Genomic DNA, 17,045 nt, shown 5'->3' with positions numbered 1-17,045 from the left:
GAAAACTAAAACCGGCTCATTATATTTTTGAGCAAAATTCTAGGCACTATGGTTTTCCCTGTTGTTGAGGCATCTAATTTCGGTTTGTTATTGAATGATGTGGCTGTTTTGGAAGATGCTGAATTTAAATTGCATGAAGGACAGTGGCACGAAATTACAGGCAAACCCAACGCAGGTAAATCGACCATTTTGAAATCTTTTATGGGCCAGTACTATCAATGTACAGGTCATTTGAAAGTTTTGGGTTATTCCCTGTTTCCTTTAAATCGCGAGGATGCCAGGATTTTACGAAGAAAGATAGGTTTTGTTCACCAATTGCCCATGTTGCTGATGGACAAGACCATTCGCGTTAATCTCAACATGGCTTTACAGGCTGCAGAGCGGGTTAGCAGCGAGCCCGATGATCAGATCATTATTCAAATGTTGAAAGAAGTAGGCCTCGCGGAGAAATTAATAACTCCAATTCAGGATTTATCATTTACTGAAATAACGATCATTAATGTGCTAAGAAGCCTGATGATAAAGCCAAAATTGTTAATTATTGACCAGGTACTGGAGTATTTGGCATCAGATTACAGGTCGAAAATAGTGGCCATGATACATGACGCCATGAATAAAGATAAGATCTGTGTGTTGAGCACTTCCTATAATGCATTACCAGACCTTCCCTTTGATACCATTAAATTTAAATTGGAATCGGGCAAATTGCTTTCCATAAAGTAACAATAGCTTCCGGGTAGGGTGCAGATCCATTTGAGCCAGTTTATATTTGCAGGAAAATTGATCCATGTTTGAAAATCTAAATGAACGCCTGGAGCAGGCCTTTAAGGTGCTGAAGGGAAGTGCGAGGCTGACGGAGCTGAACATCGCTGAATCGGTAAAAGACATCCGCCGCGCATTGGTAGAAGCTGATGTAAACTATAAAATAGCTAAAGAATTCACAGATAAGGTTAAAGACAAAGCTTTAGGGACTGAGAATATTTTGAAATCCGTCAAACCCGGGGAATTGATGGTGAAGATCGTACTCGATGAGCTCGTCGAGTTGATGGGAAGCCAGGCCGAAGGATTGAATTTGACGGGAAAGCCTTGCGTCATCCTTATCGCAGGTTTACAGGGTTCCGGTAAAACGACTTTTTCCGGGAAACTGGCTTTGTTTCTGAAGTCAAAAAAGACTAAAAAAGTATTGCTAACCGCCTGTGATGTTTACAGGCCGGCTGCGATCGATCAATTGACTGTCCTTGGAGAAAGTATAGAGGTTGAGGTATTCAAAAACCCGGAAATTAAAGATCCGATTGCGATTGCAAACCAGGCTGTCCAGTATGCCAAAGAACAGGGAATTGATGTGGTGATCGTCGATACTGCAGGCCGGACCTCGGTTGATGAGGAAATGATGGACGAAATTGAGGGATTGAAACTCGCTTTGCAGCCTGCTGAAACCCTTTTTGTTGTGGATTCCATGACCGGTCAGGATGCCGTCAATACAGCTTTGGCTTTTCATCACAGGATCCAGTTCGATGGAGTTGTGCTAACCAAACTGGATGGCGACACGAGAGGTGGGGCTGCCTTATCGGTTAAATATACCGTTGGTAAGCCGATCAAGTTTGTATCCACTGGCGAGAAACTCGATGCGCTGGATGTATTCTACCCGGATCGTATGGCTCAACGCATACTCGGCATGGGTGATATCGTGAGCCTTGTAGAAAAGGCCCAGGAGCAATTTGATGAGGCGGAGGCCAAGAAAATGGAAAAAAAGATCCGGCAAAATAAATTTGATTTTAACGATTTTCTGGGTCAGGTACAACAAATCAAGAAAATGGGAGACGTCAATCAATTACTCGGCATGATTCCCGGCATGGGCAAAATGACCAAAGATGTGCAGATTGACAACAATGCCTTCTCCAAAGTGGAGGCCATCATACAGTCCATGACGCCACAAGAAAGAGCAAATCCCGAATTGCTCAACATGTCCCGTAAAACGCGAATTTCAAAGGGTTGTGGAAGGAATCTTCACGAAGTGAATGCATTCATCAAACAATTCGAAGAAATGCGAAAAATGATGTTTATGATGTCTAAAGGGCAGGGTATGGGAAATATGATGCAACAAATGAGAAATATGCGCAGGTAAACGCATGGCATTATTTTATTTGGTTAATCTCCAATTTCTTCTCTATTTTTACTGAAAATTCATAGCTATGAAAGGATTTTACCTGTTCCTGATTTTAATGGTTTTTAGTTTAAGATCCAATGGACAACTTGCAGAAGGAGCAACCGCTCCTGATTTTTCTGTGCAGGATATCAATGGAAATAGTTACAGTCTGTACGACATGATGGAACCCAACAAGGCTGCTTGTCTGGACTTTATGGCTACCTGGTGCGGACCTTGCTGGACTTTCAAATCCAGTGGGGTATTGGAACAGGTTTACAATAATTTAGGTTCAGAAACTACGGTGATCATGATTGAAGGGGACTGGAATACGAACACCAATTGTTTGTATGGTCCATCCGGTTGCAACAATTCCACGCAAGGCAATTGGGTAGCAGGTACACCTTATCCCATAACTGATTTATCGTCGACCAACGGTCCTTCGGTGATGAGTGATTACCAGATTGCTTTTTATCCGACGCTTTATATTATATCTCCGGATAAAAGAGCCTGGATGAACAAGAGCAGAACCTATCAGGAATATGTCAATTGGATACAAAAAAGCTTTAAATTAAATGCTACAGCTTCAGTGACACATTCGACTTGTGGCGATAATGGTAAGGTCACGCTTGCAACAACAGGTGGTCACAGTGTGCTGAAATACAAATGGAGCAATGGAGCCACCACCAAAGATTTAAACAACATGCCCGGAGGTACTTATGGAGTAACCGTAACGGATCTGAATGGTTATTTTAAAGAGTTCGGGCCCTGGACCGTGAATGGTCCATCTAAACGGGTTGAATTGACTCAATCCAATTTAACGCATATCAATTGCTTTGGAGATGCAACCGGTAAAATTGAAGTTGAGTCTGATTTTGGTACGCCACCGTATAGGTACAATTGGTCGAATGGAAAAAATACAAAAGATATCGAAGATGTCATCGCCGGTAATTATGCTGTGACGGTTACGGATGATAATAATTGTACAACTACAAAAGCCTTTACCTTAACACAACCATCTTTATTGAAACTCACAACGAGTTCCAAAATGGAAGTATGCAGCGGAATGAATGGCAGTATTCTTGCCAAAGGAACAGGAGGTGTGCCACCCTATAATTATGACATAGGAGAAGGAATACAAGGCAGTCCCTATTTCGAAGGCTTGATTGGCGGTAAAGACTACTATGTAACGATAACCGATACCAAGGGCTGCGACGAAGTGTCGAGTGTCTATGTAGGTGTTACCATTAAACCAGAGGCAAGTGCCGGCAGTGACAAAGATCTGGAATGTAAAAGCGAATTTGTATTGATAGATGGATCTTTATCTGATGATGGTCCTGAAATATTATACGAATGGACTACTACGAATGGTAGAATAATTAAAGGAGCTGATGAAAAAATAGCCGAAGCGGATTTACCTGGAAAATATTACATAAAAGTAAGAAATGTTGTAAACAGTTGCGTTGCATACGATTCTATGGAAATCATCGACGTGCGGGAATATCCGGATATCAGCATGGTTGGGGATTCAGTCATCAATTGTAAAATTTCAGAAGTCAAATTGACGGGCTCCAGTAAAGACCCGCAAGTTGTATTCTTCTGGACAAAAAAGGACGATTCACTGTTTATTGAAAAATCTCAAGAATTAAAATCAACCGAAACAGGAGATTATATTTTACATGTAAAGGATACTGTTAATCTTTGTGTGAGTAAGGATACTGTTCAAGTTTCTAAAGATTTGGAAGTGCCAGTGGCCACCGCACAAACAGAGCGCGATTTAAGTTGCATTTATTCAGAAGTTGGTTTGGATGGAAGTGCTTCATCGTCGGGTCCTGAATTTTCTTATGCATGGAGCACTCTTGATGGAAATATAAAAAGTGGAGCAAATACGCTTTATCCGAATGTCGATAAAAAAGGAACTTATGAGCTTCTTGTAAGCAATTCCAGAAATTTCTGTTTCAGTTCGGCTACAACCGAAGTATTTGAACAAACCCAATTGACATCCGAATTTAATCAAACCATCGACAAACGCCTTGTGTCTTTTCAAGACTTAACAAATGGACTCCCTGTGAAATGGGCTTGGGATTTTGGAGATGGTAAAACCAGTCTGTTGCAAAATCCTGTTCATGACTACAGTGCAGATGGCGAATACGAGGTTTGTTTAACGACTGAAAATGATTGCGGAACTCATCAGCTTTGTAAAAAAATACTGATTGAAATTGCATCGGCCTTGACGCTGGTGAATTACGAACAAGGAAATGTAAGTTGCTTTGATGGAAATGATGGATATATAAATTTAAATGTTCAGGGGGGTGTGCCACCATATACATTTGTTTGGAGTACATCTGAAACCAGTCAAAATGTCAAGAATTTGAAAGCTGGTCAGTATGAAGTTGAAATTGCGGATAATCAGGGTACTAAAATATTGAAAAGCTTTGTGATTAAAGAACCACTTCAGATTAAAACTCAGGATGTTAAAATAACGCATTCCAATGCCGGTGCGAACAATGGGCGTATTGAACTTGAATTATTTGGGGGTATATTGCCTTATCGCTATCAATGGAGCAATGGAAACTTGGATAATCCCGCGATCAATTTATCTGCAGGCACTTATATGTGCACGGTTACCGATGCGAATAACTGCGAAATCGTTTTTGGTCCTTATGAAGTTAAGGAACTTGTTGCCGCTTCTGATGTGGATTGGATAAAGAAATTTTATATTCAACCCAATCCTGGTAACCAATCAAGGCTGTTTATAGAATTAAAAAACAATTTGCCTTATGCGCTGTCGGTTTCAGATATTTATGGCCGAAGTATCCAAGATTATAAATTGTTGAAAAAAGTTTCGGACCGTGAATTTGAGTTGGGTTCGGAGGAGATTGAATCCGGAATTTATTTTATCAGATTGCAACAGGGTTCTAAACAGCAAATGATTCGTTGGATCCGTGTAAAGTAAAGGGTATTGATGAAATTTAATTCAAGCCGGCTTATAAATTCATAAGTTTGGATTTAAATAAGTTGGAAGTTGCAATAACTGAAATTATGTTATTGAGGACAGTTGTTTTTGTATCTCCGCCAGTTTCATCATGCATTCAATTGGTGACAAAGTGTTGAGATCTAGATTGAAAATTTCTTGGATGAGTTTTTGTTTTTCTGCAGATGAATCATCTGTTGGAATGATTTCATGATTTTTTTGAATATTTGAAATATTGGGTCCGGTTGATCTTTTTTCTTCCAGACTTTCCAAAATTTGGTTTGCCCGGTTAACCACAACGCGAGGCATACCGGCCATCTGAGCAACGTGAATTCCAAAAGAGTGTTCGCTCCCTCCTTGAATAAGTTTTCTTAAGAAGATGACTTTATTATTTAACTCTTGGGTCGCTACATGGAAGTTATGAATACGCGGAAGGTATTCCGCCAGTTCGTTGAGCTCGTGATAATGTGTAGCAAACAAAGTCTTGGGTCTTTTATCAGTTAGGTTGTGAAGAAATTCGGCGATGGACCAGGCAATGGAAATGCCATCGTAAGTGCTGGTCCCACGTCCGATTTCATCGAGTAAAATAAGGGATCGATCAGACAAATTGTTGAGTATGGATGATGTTTCATTCATCTCTACCATAAATGTCGACTCGCCCGATGAGATGTTGTCGCTGGCTCCAACTCTTGTAAAAATTCTGTCGATCACACCCAATCTGGCTTCTTTTGCAGGAACATAAGATCCAATTTGTGCAAGCAGACAAATGAGTGCGGTTTGACGCAATAATGCAGATTTTCCGGACATGTTTGGTCCGGTGATCATGAGTATTTGCTGGTCATCCGAATCTAAATAGATATCGTTGGGGATGTAATGTTCTCCATCGGCCAATTGATTTTCAATAACGGGATGCCTTCCTTCGCGGATGTCGATAATTTTACTGTCGTCCATAAAGGGTTTGGTAAAATTCAATTCCTGCGCAGTTTTTGCAAAGGAATGGATAACATCAATGCTTGCAATGTTTTTTGCATTTTGCTGGAGTGGTAAGACATATTCCTGGATCAAATCCAGGAGTTTTTCAAACAACTCTTCCTCGATTTGAATGATGCGCTCTTCTGCACCAAGAATTTTTACTTCCAAAGTTTTGAGTTCTTCAGTCACATATCTTTCACCCGTCGACATGGTTTGTTTGCGAATCCAATGATCCGGAACGAGCCCCTGATTCTTAAATTTATTGGTCACCTCCAGATAGTAACCAAAGACAGAATTGTAACCAACTTTCAAATTATTGATCCCCGTAGATACAGCTTCTTTAACCTGTATTTCTACCAGTAGATCTTTTGAATTGGTGAGTACATATTTTAGTTCATCCAACTCCGGAGAAAAACCAGAAGTAAAAATTCCTCCTTTGTTGCTGGTGTTTGGCGCATTTTCTGATAATTGCTTTTGAATGACTTCACATAACTCATCGCAATTCTGAAAATGAAGTCCAAGCGATCGGAGACCAGGGTTTTCCTGTTTTTCCAATAAGGATTTTAATGGTTTTAAAATAAGCAGGCATTTTTTAATATGGTTGATTTCCCTGGGCGAAATTCTACGCAACGGAATTTTCGAGACCAATCTTTCCAGATCGCCAAATTGATGAAGCAGCGACGATAATTCCTCCATGAGTTTCGCATCAACTAAAACGCTTTCGACCATGTCGAGTCTGGATTGGATCTTTCCGGCATCGATCAGTGGTAATACGATCCATTTTCTCAGCATCCTCGATCCCATGGGGGTTTGTGTGCGATCGATGATAGACAATAAAGTATTGCCTTCCGGGTGAATGGGTTCAACCAATTCCAGGTTGCGGATCGTAAAACGATCCATCCATACGAACTCATCATTCGATAATCTGCTGATGCTTGACAGATGCGATGGATTTTTAGTTTCGGTGGAATCCAGATAATGTAAAATAACACCAGCTGCTATCTGACCACTGTTGTAACCTTCAATACCAAATCCTTTGAGACTACCAACTTTAAAATGGTCCAGTAATTTATTTTTTCCAAAATCACCCTGGAAGATCCAATCCTCTAAACCGTAAGTGTAGAATTGATCTCCAAATATTTTTTCAAATTCGGCAATTCTGTATTTGGAAATAATGATTTCAGACGGATTAAAGCTTTCCAGTAATTTTTTAATGTAGGGAACGTCACCTTCGGATAAAAAGAATTCGCCGGTAGAAACATCGGCAAGTGCGATGCCAATAATTGCTGAGGAAATATTCAGAGATGCAAGAAAATTATTTTTTCGCGTGTCGAGCAATTTGTCGTCTGTCGTAACTCCCGGAGTGATCACATCCGTTATCCCTCGTTTGACCACCTTTTTACCTTTAGAAGGTTTCTCCAATTGCTCGCAAAGAGCTACCCGGAACCCGGCACGAACAAGTTTCGGCAGGTAAACATCCAGAGAGTGATGCGGGAAGCCGGCAAGCTCAATATCAGAACCCCCGTTATTTCTTTTGGTCAGCACAATACCCAATACTTTTGAGCTCGTAATGGCATCTTCTCCAAAGGTCTCGTAAAAATCACCAACGCGATAGAGCAATAGCGCATCGGGGTGCTTGGCCTTCATGGCATAATATTGCTCCATCAAGGGAGTCATGGTATTTACTTCAAAGAGCAGCTGCTGGCCTTTCATAGCGACAAATATAAAGAAGCAAGATGCGAATTATAAGCAGAAACTATTGATATATTTGTTTGGTATTTAAAACATAGTAAATTTGATTGTTTTTCATTCCAAAAGAACTGGTTTATGAACATGCAGTTTAAAGACATTTCAAGAGAAGATTACCAGCTGCTCGTAGATGCTGTGCCGCTGATAGCAATTTTAATTGCCGGTGCTGATGATGAAATCGACCTAAAAGAAAAGACCTGGGCCGAAAAGATTGTCAAAATCCGGAGCTACCACAACCACTATGATCTCAAACCTTATTACAAGGATGTCGATGCGCACTTTAGTGCACAGTTTGAAAATTGGTTGGCCGTATTGCCAGCTGAGGTTGATGCACGTTGTTCAGAAATCAGTAAGAGATTGTCGGCAATCAATCCGATTTTGCGCAAACTGCCTATGCGGACTGCCAGTCAATTGTATTCTTCTTTTTTAGCATATGCCGAACAAATTGCAAGGTCTAGTGGCGGTGTACTCAGAATGATGTCAGTTAGCAAAGAAGAAACTGTATGGATAGGCTTGCCAATGATCGACCCGATCTTTTACGATGAATTCGAAGATGAAGAAGAATAAAAAGGATATTAACTAAACTATTAGCAACTGCTTAAGGGCAATTATAAAAATCCCTGATACTTCGTTGTGCAAATTTTTAAACTCCTTATTTACAGCAGTAAACCCAGAGTTAAAAAATTCACACGCCTCGTCTGAGAGGTTTTTTAGAGGTCCCCCTAATTAATTTGGCTAAAAGCAGATATCAAAACAGATGAATTGCCATCAAAGCACAATGATCTTCTGATAGTAATATCTCTCTTTTTCTGACCAGAAAATAAAATAAATTCCAGACTCTAAATCCTGGTCTAACTCGATTAAATTTGATTTTAACGAACTTGTATTTTTAAGGAGCTGCATCTGACTGTTGTAGACTTTAACAGACTCAGCATGTGAATCGGAGTATAAAATATTTCCCGTCAGCGGGTTTGGATACCATGAATTTTTAAATTGGCTAAAATTTTTAGCAGCAGATGCACAATCATTTTCGGCTTGCAATTGAAGAATGTATTCACCCGGAAATGCAGGACCCGGATATTCGGTGGTGTAGTCAAATGGTACCCCGACGTTGACTGTGAGTTTTAACTTGATTATGGGTTTGTAATCTCCCGGTGTATTAACATCCGTGGGCGTTCCATTGAGGATTAAACATCCCAGTTCATTCTTTTTGAAAATGCAATTGGGAGGATTGCAACTGTAGGAAATTCCAACCGGTAAATTGGAAATGGCATTTGCTGTATCTATCGCCACTTTTTCCAGGGGGAGAGGAGCGGGTAAAATAGGTATTTGAACGGTATCCGGAACGACTACGGTTAGTGTGAATTCGTAGGGTTTATTGATACAAGCTTTTTTCGTGATTCCGCCATTGGGATTTTCTGGGGTGATCGGCCTGGGAAAAACACCAGCAGAAGAATCTTTTAAAGTGCTGTCTGGCAGGCATGCCTGAGCATCTATGGAAATAGTAAATAAGCTTAATAGGATAGAAATTGTATATTGTTTCATCATAGCGAATTATTTTGCGACTCTAAAGTACTGATTTAGATGAATCAAAGACTCAATCTTGTATTTTTTTTATTGCAGTTTTCGATTTTAGCTGCACAGGTGCAGCCAGGGGTGCTTCAGGGAGTCGTTCTGGATTCGCGGAGTAAGAAGCCAGTTTCCGATGTGCTCGTCAGTTGCGGAGCATTCCTAACCCATACCAATCAGGAAGGCATGTTTCATTTGATTGAAAGATTACAAGACTCCATCATCAGGTTTAATTTAGTGGGCTATGAAGAATATGCTATAAATCTTTCTGAAATTTCGAAAGGCCCGGTGCTGCTCACTGAAAAGTTTTTATTGTTATCAACCACTGTGGTGAGTGCCTCTAAATACGAAAGACCTATAGCTGAATCCACGGTTTCCATGAGTGTTGTAGGAAAAGAACTGCCCAACCGGTTAAATTCGCTGAGTGGTGAAAAAGCATTGGACAGGATCAGTGGGGTACAGATTATCGACGGACAAGCCAACATCAGAGGGGGGTCTGGATACAGTTATGGTGCAGGAAGCAGAGTGATGTTGCTCATGGATGACCTGCCGATGATGCAACAGGATGCAGCAAATCCCTATTGGAATGACCTGCCATTTGAATCTATCGGTCAAATTGAAGTCATTAAGGGAGCAGCTTCTGCATTGTATGGAAGCTCTGCAATGAATGGGGTGGTGCATTTCCGTTCTGTTACTCCCGGACTCGAACCCTATACTTCGATTACAGCGACATCAGGTATTTATCTGAAGCCTGGCAATGGAAAAGAATGGTGGGGAAAAAATGGAGAGCTGTCACTTCCTTTTGAAAACTACTATGCCATTGTTCATAGGAGAAAAAAAGCCCGTTGGGACTATTCCCTTAATTCGAGTTTTGATCACAAGAAAGGATTTAACAAGGACAACAACTCGGAAAATTTCAGACTGAATGGCATTTTTAGGTACCGTTTAACGGATAGTTTGTTGTTGTCTCTCGGGCTCAATGCCAATGGAGGCTCCAGCAGTGATTTTTTTTACTGGCTTGATAATGGATTGTATCAGGGTGCAGAATCTGCTGCTACCCGAAGCGATAAACTGCGCTTCACGATTGACCCAAAGCTTAGTTATCACGATCGAAAAGGATTTCATCATAAGTTGCTTGGAAGGTATTACAACATATTTAATGGAGCTGACAACAACCAGGAAAATAAAAGTCATCATGCTTATTTGGAATACCAATTGAGAAAAAACCTGAAAGTTTTAAAAATAGATTTACAAGCCGGTGCTGTATGGAATGCTACGTGGACAAAGGCTCAATTATACAGCGATACCAGTTTTAGCCTGGGAAACCAATCTTTGTTTTTACAATTGGAAAGACGATTTGGCAAGCGATTTATTTTAAATGCCGGCATTCGTTATGAAAGATATGAATCGAATGGTCCTGGCTTGTTGGGTGGCGAGGAAGTTGCCCGAAAAACGGATGATGATCGATTTATATACAGGGCAGGACTGAACTATAATATCTGGAATGCAGGATATCTCCGAATGTCAGTAGGAGAGGGATTCCGGTTTCCTTCACTTGCGGAAAAATATATCGAAACCACCGCCGGAGGATTGCGCATCGTCCCCAATACTAAATTGGAATCAGAACACGGCTGGAATTACGAACTGGGTCTCCGTCAGGGATGGCTTATAGGAAATATCAAAGGCATGATCGATCTGGCTTATTTCGATTCGCGTTATTACGATATGATGGAATTTGTTTTAAATAATCAACTACAATTTCAATCCAGGAATATTGGCAACACCCAAATTAGCGGATTCGAAGTGGAATTTTACATAAATCAGTCTCTTTTAAATTTCAATTGGACACTCAGTGGTGGTTACACCCGGATTGATCCGAAATATCGCGAATTTGACCTTTCCGGAAAGCAATTGGCCATTAATGAAAGAGAATTTGGCACCATTGGACAGCAAAATGCCGCCAATTCAAGTTCATTTGAAAATATCCTGAAATACCGTTCGAAAGATTTACTCCGAATGGATTTTCAACTGGATTTTTCGGGATTTTATATGGGCTATGCATTTCAATATGTGTCGCATGTAGAGGCGATCGATTGGCTTTTTCAGGTCACACTTTTCATAAAGGGAATAAATGATTTCCGGCAAATTCACGATCACGGTTACCGAATTCACGACTTTAGAGTGGGAACAAATTGGGGGCCATGGAATTTGCAGCTGAATGTCAACAATCTGACAAATGAAATTTATACAACCAGACCAGGCTTGATGGAAGCACCCAGAAATATGAGCCTTAAAATAGTTTATACTTTATAATATATGTAATTTGTTTATAAACATATAGTTATACCGTTTACATTAGATTAACAGCCTAGTTATTATTTTACATTATCCTCTAATTCTCCATTTGTAGCACTATATTTGCGGAGTTTTTCAGAAAAGTAAAGTAAATAACGATATGTTCGAAAAAGGTATAGTTAAATGGCTGCTCATTGCAATCGTTCTCGTTTGTTTATTGCAGTTCGTCTATTATTTGCCAACCAATAAAGTGGAGCGCAAGGCAAATGAGTATGCATTGAATGCTGTTCAAGGGATTGAAGATGAAACAAGTCGTCAGGCGGCTCAGAAGGTTGCCAGAGTGAAATACCTGGATTCCATTTCCAGTGAAAAAATCTTCAGTATTCCTCTTATTAAGGAATTCACATACCACGATCTTAAGAAACAACAGTTGGCTTTGGGTCTGGATCTAAAAGGAGGAATGAGCACCATTCTCCAGATTGATCTGACTGATTTGATCATATCATTGGCAGGGAATTCGCAGGATCCGGCTTTCCGAAAAGCAATCTCGAATGCAAATGAACGGATGCGAAGCAGTCAGCAGGACTTTATCACTTTGTTCGTAGAAGAATTTAAGAAAGAATCTAACGGGAGAAGTTTGGCCTCTGTTTTTTCAAGAGGTGCTTCCCTGAAAGATCGCATCAATTTTGAAACATCCGATCTCGATGTCGCAAGAATATTAAGAGAAGTAGCCAATGAAACGGTAGACCTCACTTTTAAACGTTTGAAAGACAGGATCGATAAACTGGGTGTAACTCAGCCCAACGTATCCCTCGATAAAACCAGGGACATGATCGTTGTCGAACTCCCGGGTATTGATAATCCCGAAAGAGCCAGAAAATACTTGCAGGCCAGTGCTAAACTCGAGTTTTGGGATGTTTACCGAAATACAGATCCAGGTGTATTTGACGGCATAGTCAATGCAGATAAGAAATTATCAGCTCTTGATAAAGGAGATACGTCTTCCGTTGAGGATGATTTCAAGTTAGTCGATCGTTATGATTATACCAGAGATTCTCTTGGGAATGTAATTGATTCTGTAAAGGTTGGAACGGACACCATAAAAAATGATTTGCTTGCAGATAAAGGTCCTCTGCTTTCTGTGCTTTCTCCAACCAGTCCGGCAGCGGGTTATACAGCCATCATTGGTTCGGTAGAAAAATCCAACAGGAAGCGATTTTTAGAATTGGTAAGTATGCCCGAAATACAGGCTATTTTTCCTTCGGATCTCGAATTCAGAATTGAAGCCAAACCCTATAAAGTTCAGGGAGAAACACAACCGTCTAATAAATACAATGTATACGCCATTAAAAAGAAACCAGGATTGTCTGCGGCACCATTGGATGGCGAAAGGATAGCAAGAGCTTCTGCAAATCCGGATAATCTTACAGGGGAGGTCGTAGTTTCCCTAACCATGGACAATAAAGGCGCAAAGACCTGGGGAGAAATGACTACTCGTGCGGCCAATGACAACAAACGCGAAATCGCGATTGTGCTGGACGATGAAGTGGTATCATGTCCAAGCGTTCGCGAGCCAATTTTAGGTGGTAACTCTCAAATTTCCGGAAATTTCACCATCGACGAGGCGAAAGATTTGGCCAATATTCTGCAGGTTGGTAAACTTCCTGCCAAAGCTTTGATTGTTCAGGAGTCTTTGGTTGGGCCTTCTCTTGGTAAAGAAAATATCAGCAAATCCCTTTGGTCAATTATCGGAGGCTTTTTGCTGGTCATGCTGTTTATGGTTGTCTATTATACAACGAGTGGTTTTGTTGCAATTCTTTGTTTGTTGCTTAACGTCCTTTTTATATTGGGAACCCTGGCTTCGTTTGGTACCGTTCTGACCCTTCCAGGTATTGCCGGTTTGGTATTAACTATGGGTATGGCTGTCGATGCGAATGTGGTTATCTTCGAAAGGATCAAGGAAGAACTTGCTTCGGGAAGGACCATGTTGGATGCGATTAAAGAAGGATTTGCACATTCTTATTCGGCTATTATTGACTCCAACGTAACGACAATACTAACATCCATTGTTTTATTTGTTTATGGTCTTGGACCGATTAAAGGGTTTGGAATTGTACTGATCATTGGTATTATTTTCTCCCTGTTCACAGCTGTGTTGGTTTCCCGTTTGGTACTGGATTGGTGGGTAGGCGTAAAAGGAAATTCTATTTCTTTCGCAAGTAATTTAACAGCTAGAGCATTTAAGAATGTGAATTTTGACTGGGTGGGTTCCAGAAAATATGCATATATGTTTTCCGGCCTGCTGATCATCGTGAGTTTTGTTTCGTTCTTCACCAGAGGATTTGAGCTGGGTGTGGAGTTTAAAGGAGGATATTCCTATAATGTTACTTTTTCATCTGATGTTGAGGCAGAAACCATACGCCAGGCATTGACAAAATCATTTGGTACTAATCCTGTAGTAAAAAGTGTGGATACCAAAAATACATTTAACATTACAACTTCGTATTTAATAAACGAAAATGCTCCGGATGTTGCAGAACGCGTTAACCAGAAATTATTTGAAGGCATCAATGAAATGAGTGGCGGTAATATGAAATACGAAGATTTTATCAATAATGAATCTTCAGGTACTCATATTGTTTCATTCAGTCAGGTGGGTCCCATCATTGCTGACGATATTAAAAGTTCTGCTATAAAAGCCATCATAATTGCTCTTATCGTCATATTTATTTATATCCTTTTCAGGTTCTACAAATGGCAGTATAGTGCAGGAGCCATCATTGCGCTTGCACACGATACGATCATAACTTTGGGTGCATTTTCTTTGCTGCATGGGATTTTAAATTTCTCTATGGAAGTAGATCAGGCTTTGATAGCTGCAATTTTGACTGTTATAGGGTATTCTATAAATGATACCGTTATCGTGTTCGACCGGATCAAAGAACATCTTGGATTTGAATCGCAAAAAACGGATAGGGAATTGATTAATGAGGCGGTATCTTTAACCTTGTCAAGAACAATTAATACATCTTTAGCCACATTATTGACCATTATTATATTGTTCTTATTCGGAGGAGCAAGTACCAAAGGCTTTTGTTTTGCATTGGTTGTTGGTATCATCGTTGGAACTTATTCTTCCATCTTTGTAGCAACGCCAATTATCGTTGACTTGAAAACGAATCTGAAATACACGGCCAAAAAAATTAAGGCAAAAACAACCCGGCAGTTGTCAAAAGTATAAAAACGCAATACACGAAAGCCTCTTGAATTTCAAGGGGCTTATTTGTTAAATTGTTTTACCGGACTCAGTATTTTATATACAATCATAAAATCTTCGAACGAATTTTCGTTATCCTTGTTTGAATAATGTCGAATGGATCTGATGAATTCAAGGATATTCATAGTGTTTTTTATAGTTTGTTTGTACTCTTGTAGTTATCAATACAAGATCCGAACTGGTGATCAGGCATTTAGTGTAAAACAGTATGCCAAAGCAGCATCGTTTTATAAATCAGAGTATACACAGTCCCCTAGCGAAGCTGAAAAAGCTGAGAAAGCATATAAATTGGGTTTATGTGCCAAATTCGCTTCCGATTATACCCAGGCTTTGTATTGGTTCAGGACGGCGTATGATCTGAATTTCGGACCGGATGCCTTGAGGGAATATGCCGTTGCGCTCAAATTTAATGGAGAGTATGAAGCTGCGGCTAATGCTTTTGGACTGTACGGCGATGAAATTAAGAGACCCTCTGAAGTTAGAAAAGACATTCAGATTTGCAAGCTCATGCAGCAATGGTCTCAAACTCCCACCAATTACAGCTACCAGGTTTCTGAAGTTCGTGGTTTAAATTTTGATGGAAGCGCTTACGGTTATCAAAAATTTTCAGGTGATGAATGGTTGTTTGTTGCTGAAAAATGGAAAGAAACTTTAAAGCAAAAAAATAAATTCGAATGGACCGGAAGACCATTTTCAGATTTATTTGTCAAAGCTGGGGAGACAGTGAAATCTTTTGATTTTTTTAATTCACCTGCTAACGAAGGTGCCTTTTGTTATAGTGATAAGTCCATGCGATTTTTTATGACGCGCTGCGATAAAATTATTAATGGAAAGGAGTTATGCAAAATTTATGAAAGCACTCGAAATAGACAGTCCTGGTCTGAACCTGAAGAAATGATTTTTTTTGAAGAACCTTCCAGTCAGATGCATCCTGCCATGCATGCTTCCGATTCCATATTTGTGTTTAGTTCTGATCACATAAAAGGCGAAGGTAAATTTGATTTGTTTTATATGATTAAAAGCGGAGAGGATTGGTCTGATCCTGTCAATTTTGGTGAAAGTATCAATACTGATGGCGATGAAGTTTTTCCGGTGTGGTATGGCGATACGCTATTTTTTAGCAGTTCCGGGATCACCGGCATGGGAGGTTTAGATATATTTAAAACGCACTTAACTTCAACAGGACAGTGGGCACCGCCAGTCAATTTAAGGAATCCAATCAATTCAGAAGCCGATGATTTTCATTTTTTTGTAGATACCGCATCACCGCGAAAGGAAAGGGAAGTGATGCGTGCATATTTTTCTTCCAACAGAGGCGATTCCGGCTTGGATCGTATTTACATGGTATCTGTTAGCGAAAAGGTTGAAGAAACCAGTCCGTGGCCTGAAAAGCCGAATTACAAATTCGAGATCCTGGCAAAAATTAAATTTGTTGAACCTGGTTCATATGCTGGTTCTGAGCAGAAAATATTGGATAGTATAAACTTTATCGACAAGTCCAGTAAAATGAACTTTAATACAGGTTCTGGTAAAATATTAACCCTGAAATTACAACAGGATACGAAATTCGAATTTGTTATAACCAGGCCTGGATATCTTAACCGGGATATCATGTTTGCAACACCTGATGCTCCTGTGTTGGATCGGGATAGTACTTTCACGATGGAATTGGTTTATGAATTAATTCCTTTAGTATACAACAAAGAATTTTTACTGAAAGAATTATACTACGATTTTGATAAGTGGGATATCAGGGAAGATGCCGTTGCCTCCCTTTTGGAATTGAGGGATATCATGCTTAAGAATCCTAAAGTGAATGTTTTAATAGGTTCACACACAGATTGTCGGGGGCTCCCGGATTACAATAAGGAGCTGTCTGAAAAAAGAGCTCGTTCAGCAGTTCAATGGTTGCAGCAAAATGGCGTTGCTGAAACCAGAATGACCTATAAAGGCTTTGGTTCAGAATTTCCAGCGGCTTCGTGCGAATGTCAGCTTTGTACAGAAACCCAACACCAGTTCAACAGACGGTCGACCTTTCAGTTGATACCCGATAAGTAAAATAGATT

Annotated in this window: 9 protein-coding genes; 7 read left to right on the top strand and 2 right to left on the bottom strand. The window is 40.1% G+C overall.

The window, feature by feature from the left end; all coding sequences use genetic code 11:
- Window positions 1–48 precede the first annotated feature (48 nt).
- From IPM34_09460 to IPM34_09450, 3 genes are all read left to right on the top strand, one after another.
- Window positions 49–723, top strand: coding sequence for an ATP-binding cassette domain-containing protein (locus tag IPM34_09460; GenBank protein MBK8955772.1), 675 nt, complete (start codon window positions 49–51; stop codon window positions 721–723).
- Between the two features lie 64 nt (window positions 724–787).
- Window positions 788–2,125: a signal recognition particle protein gene (gene ffh / locus IPM34_09455; protein MBK8955771.1), complete on the top strand. Its 1,338-nt coding sequence runs from the start codon at window positions 788–790 to the stop codon at window positions 2,123–2,125.
- 67 nt (window positions 2,126–2,192) lie between these two features.
- Window positions 2,193–5,099, top strand: coding sequence for a T9SS type A sorting domain-containing protein (locus tag IPM34_09450; protein MBK8955770.1), 2,907 nt, complete (start codon window positions 2,193–2,195; stop codon window positions 5,097–5,099).
- A gap of 84 nt (window positions 5,100–5,183) precedes the next feature.
- Here the strand turns inward: IPM34_09450 and mutS are convergent, their stop codons facing one another.
- Window positions 5,184–7,802: a DNA mismatch repair protein MutS gene (gene mutS, locus IPM34_09445; protein MBK8955769.1), complete on the bottom strand. Its 2,619-nt coding sequence runs from the start codon at window positions 7,800–7,802 to the stop codon at window positions 5,184–5,186.
- A gap of 114 nt (window positions 7,803–7,916) precedes the next feature.
- On the opposite strand from mutS, the gene IPM34_09440 reads away from it, so the two are divergent.
- Window positions 7,917–8,405 (top strand): hypothetical protein, encoded by a 489-nt coding sequence (locus IPM34_09440; protein ID MBK8955768.1) that lies wholly within the window; start codon window positions 7,917–7,919, stop codon window positions 8,403–8,405.
- 201 nt (window positions 8,406–8,606) lie between these two features.
- On the opposite strand, the gene IPM34_09435 is transcribed toward IPM34_09440, so the two are convergent.
- Window positions 8,607–9,386 carry a T9SS type A sorting domain-containing protein gene (locus IPM34_09435; GenBank protein ID MBK8955767.1) on the bottom strand — a complete coding sequence of 260 codons (780 nt, stop codon included), beginning with the start codon at window positions 9,384–9,386 and terminating at the stop codon, window positions 8,607–8,609.
- A 36-nt stretch (window positions 9,387–9,422) separates the two neighbouring features.
- On the opposite strand from IPM34_09435, the gene IPM34_09430 reads away from it, so the two are divergent.
- The 3 genes from IPM34_09430 (at window position 9,423) to IPM34_09420 (ending at window position 17,037) form a co-directional block, all read left to right on the top strand.
- Window positions 9,423–11,720 carry a TonB-dependent receptor gene (locus tag IPM34_09430; GenBank protein MBK8955766.1) on the top strand — a complete coding sequence of 766 codons (2,298 nt, stop codon included), beginning with the start codon at window positions 9,423–9,425 and terminating at the stop codon, window positions 11,718–11,720.
- A gap of 142 nt (window positions 11,721–11,862) precedes the next feature.
- Complete coding sequence (gene secDF, locus IPM34_09425; protein MBK8955765.1) at window positions 11,863–14,943, top strand: protein translocase subunit SecDF; 3,081 nt, start codon at window positions 11,863–11,865, stop codon at window positions 14,941–14,943.
- 141 nt (window positions 14,944–15,084) lie between these two features.
- Window positions 15,085–17,037: an OmpA family protein gene (locus tag IPM34_09420; GenBank protein MBK8955764.1), complete on the top strand. Its 1,953-nt coding sequence runs from the start codon at window positions 15,085–15,087 to the stop codon at window positions 17,035–17,037.
- Window positions 17,038–17,045: the final 8 nt, after the last annotated feature.

The sequence above is a fragment of the Saprospiraceae bacterium genome (assembly GCA_016716185.1).
In the GTDB taxonomy this organism is placed as follows: Bacteria; Bacteroidota; Bacteroidia; order Chitinophagales; family Saprospiraceae; genus Vicinibacter.
The sequence above is the reverse complement of the archived record's forward strand: the minus strand, read 5'-3'. Positions and strand labels throughout refer to the sequence as shown.

What these genes read in the sequence shown, in the direction of transcription:
- IPM34_09460 (MBK8955772.1), top strand. Translation starts at nt 49, where the DNA reads ATGGTTTTCCCTGTTGTTGAGGCATCTAATTTCGGTTTGTTATTGAAT.
- ffh (MBK8955771.1), top strand. Translation starts at nt 788, where the DNA reads ATGTTTGAAAATCTAAATGAACGCCTGGAGCAGGCCTTTAAGGTGCTG.
- IPM34_09450 (MBK8955770.1), top strand. Translation starts at nt 2,193, where the DNA reads ATGAAAGGATTTTACCTGTTCCTGATTTTAATGGTTTTTAGTTTAAGA.
- mutS (MBK8955769.1), bottom strand. Translation starts at nt 7,802, where the DNA reads ATGAAAGGCCAGCAGCTGCTCTTTGAAGTAAATACCATGACTCCCTTG.
- IPM34_09440 (MBK8955768.1), top strand. Translation starts at nt 7,917, where the DNA reads ATGAACATGCAGTTTAAAGACATTTCAAGAGAAGATTACCAGCTGCTC.
- IPM34_09435 (MBK8955767.1), bottom strand. Translation starts at nt 9,386, where the DNA reads ATGATGAAACAATATACAATTTCTATCCTATTAAGCTTATTTACTATT.
- IPM34_09430 (MBK8955766.1), top strand. Translation starts at nt 9,423, where the DNA reads ATGAATCAAAGACTCAATCTTGTATTTTTTTTATTGCAGTTTTCGATT.
- secDF (MBK8955765.1), top strand. Translation starts at nt 11,863, where the DNA reads ATGTTCGAAAAAGGTATAGTTAAATGGCTGCTCATTGCAATCGTTCTC.
- IPM34_09420 (MBK8955764.1), top strand. Translation starts at nt 15,085, where the DNA reads ATGAATTCAAGGATATTCATAGTGTTTTTTATAGTTTGTTTGTACTCT.